Raw genomic sequence first — 3,277 nt, 5'->3', positions numbered from 1 at the left:
GCTTTCCACCGCTGGGTGGTGCACTGCATGGCGGCGGCGGGTCTCAAGGACCTGACGCCGCTCGACGTGGTGGTGCTGCACCATGTCACGCATCGCGCGCGCGACAAGCGACTGGCCGACATCTGCTTCATCATGAACGTGGAAGACACGCACCTGGTGAACTACTCGCTCAAAAAGCTGCAGACCCTGGGCGTGGTCGCCTCGCAGAAGAACGGCAAGGAAGTCACCTACGCCGCCACCGACACCGGCCGCGCCTATGTGCAGCGCTACCGCGAGATCCGCGAGAGCTGCCTCATCGATGCATTGAATGCCGATGACGCGCTCAACCGCGACATCGGCGAACTGGCCCGTTTGCTGCGTGTGCTCTCGGGCATGTATGACCAGGCAGCGCGCTCCGCAGCGTCGCTATGACAACCTGCCCCTGGTTTCTGGTTTTTTGAATGAAATGCAGCTGTAGCGCAGGTATTCAATGCGCTGGCAGCTATTGATTAGATAACATCATCATGTCCCAACAAGTTTCTCCTTTGTCCCGCTGGCAGTTCTGGATCGACCGGGGCGGCACCTTCACCGACGTGGTGGGAAAGCGCCCGGACGGCACCTTGGTCACGCACAAGCTGCTGTCCGAGAACCCCGAGCAGTACAAGGACGCGGCGGTGGCCGGCATCCGCCACCTGCTGGGCTTGCAGCTGGGCGAGCCGGTGACGCCCGCGCTGGTGGAGTGCGTGAAGATGGGCACTACCGTGGCCACCAACGCGCTGCTGGAGCGCAAGGGCGAGCCCACGCTGCTCATCACCACCAAGGGCTTCAAGGACGCGCTGCGCATTGCGTACCAGAACCGCCCCCGTTTGTTTGACCGCCACATCGTGCTGCCCGAGCTGCTGTACGAGCGCGTGGTCGAGGCGCAGGAGCGCATGGGCGCGCAGGGCGAAGTCATTGAGCCGCTGGACGAAGCGCATTTGAAGGAACGCCTGTGGGCCGCCTACGACGCGGGCCTGCACAGCGCGGCCATCGTGTTCATGCACGGCTACCGCTACACCGCCCATGAAGAAGCCGCCGCCCGCATTGCGCGCGAAATCGGCTTTACGCAGGTGAGCGCCTCGCACGCCACCAGCCCCATGATGAAGCTGGTGAGCCGGGGTGACACCACGGTGGTGGATGCGTACCTGTCGCCCATCCTGCGCCGCTATGTGGACCAGGTGGCGAGCGAAATGCCGGGCGTGAAGTTGTTCTTCATGCAGTCGTCGGGCGGCCTCACGGATGCGCAGGTGTTCCAGGGYAAGGACGCGATYCTSTCGGGCCCSGCRGGCGGCATCGTCGGCATGGCCCGCACCGCCGGTTTGGCAGGCCACGACAAGGTCATCGGCTTTGACATGGGGGGCACCAGCACCGACGTGAGCCATTACGCGGGCGAGTTCGAGCGCGAATTCGAGACCCAGGTGGCGGGCGTGCGCATGCGCGCCCCGATGATGAGTATCCACACCGTGGCGGCCGGTGGCGGCTCCATCCTCGGCTTTGATGGCGCACGCTTCCGCGTCGGCCCCGAAAGCGCGGGCGCCAACCCCGGCCCCGCCAGCTACCGCCGGGGCGGCCCGCTGGCCGTGACCGATGCGAACGTGATGGTGGGCAAGATCCAGCCCGCGCACTTCCCCAAGGTGTTTGGCCACGCTGCGAACGAGGCGCTGGATGGCGATGCGGTGGCACAGAAGTTTGAAGGCCTCGCCACACAGACCGGACGCAAGGCCGAGGATGTGGCCCACGGCTTCATTCAGATTGCCGTGCAGCAAATGGCCAATGCGATCAAGAAGATCAGCGTGGCGCGCGGCTACGACGTGACGCGCTACACGCTGCAGTGCTTTGGCGGCGCGGGCGGTCAGCACGCCTGTTTGGTGGCCGATGCGTTGGGCATGACGCGCGTGTTTGTGCACCCGCTGGCGGGCGTGCTCAGTGCTTACGGCATGGGCCTGGCGGACCAGAACGTGATCCGTGAACAGGCGGTGGAAACCAAGCTCGCGCCCGAAGCGCTCGCAGGCATCGAGGCCACGCTGGACCAACTCGCCACCACCGCGCGCACCGAGCTGGAGCGCCAGCAGGTGGGCGCGGGCACTGCCGTGGTGCACCGCCGCGTGCATGTGCGCTACGAGGGCAGCGACTCGGCACTCATCGTACCGTTTGGCTCGCTGACCGAAATCACCGCCGCGTTCGAGAACGCTTACCGCCAGCGTTTTGCATTCCTCATGCAGGGCAAGGGCCTGGTGGTGGAGGCTGTGTCGGTCGAGGCCGTGGTGCCCGGCGACGCGCCCGTGGAGCCACGCCACACGCTACAGCCCGCGCGCGAGGTGCCGCGCCGCAGCACCGTGCGCATGTACACCGGTGGCATCGATGGCGTGCCTGCATGGCACGACGCCGCCCTGGTGGTGCGCGAGGACCTGCGCCCCGGCGATGTGATCCCCGGCCCGGCCATCATTGCCGAGAAGAACGCCACCACCATCGTGGAGCCCGGCTGGGAAGCAGCACTGACCGATCTGGACCACCTGCTGCTCAACCGCCGTGTGGCCCGTGCCGTGCAGCACGCCGTGGGCACCACGGTGGACCCGGTGCTGCTCGAAGTGTTCAACAACCTGTTCATGAACATTGCCGAACAGATGGGGCTGCAGCTGCAGAACACGGCGTACTCGGTCAACATCAAGGAGCGGCTGGACTTCAGCTGCGCGCTGTTTGACACCGCAGGTAACCTGATCGCCAACGCGCCCCACATGCCCGTGCACCTGGGCAGCATGGGCGAGAGCATCAAGACCGTGATCCGCGAGAACGCGGGCCGCATGCAGCCCGGCGATGTGTTCGTGCTCAACGACCCGTACCACGGCGGCACGCACCTGCCGGACATCACGGTCATCACGCCGGTCTACATCGCCAACGAGGCCGAGCCCACGTTCTATGTGGGCAGCCGAGGCCACCACGCCGATGTGGGCGGCACCACGCCGGGCTCCATGCCGCCGTTCTCCACGCGCATTGAAGAAGAGGGCGTACAGATCAACAACGTGAAGCTGGTGGAACGCGGCACCTTGCGGGAACGCGAGATGATTGCGCTGCTGGAAAGCGGCGAATACCCCAGCCGCAACCCCCAGCAGAACATGGCCGACCTGCGCGCGCAGATCGCAGCGAATGAGAAAGGCCAGCAGGAGCTGCGCCGCATGGTGGGCGAGTTTGGCCTGGACGTCGTGCAGGCCTACATGCGCCATGTGCAGGACAACGCCGAAGAGTCCGTGCGCCGTGTGAT

The 3,277-nt window shown here is 65.7% G+C and carries 2 protein-coding genes; both read left to right on the top strand.

Features of this window, described 5'->3' with window-relative positions:
* The coding region (locus AC04MI_RS24270) for a winged helix DNA-binding protein (protein ID WP_476498933.1) at positions 1-411 on the top strand (411 nt) is incomplete at its 5' end.
* 92 nt (positions 412-503) lie between these two features.
* The coding region (locus tag AC04MI_RS24265; RefSeq protein ID WP_476498932.1) for a hydantoinase/oxoprolinase family protein at positions 504-3,277 on the top strand (2,774 nt) is incomplete at its 3' end.

This window comes from Acidovorax sp. LjRoot204 (assembly GCF_056175785.1).
This window is presented reverse-complemented; position numbering and strand designations above follow the sequence as displayed.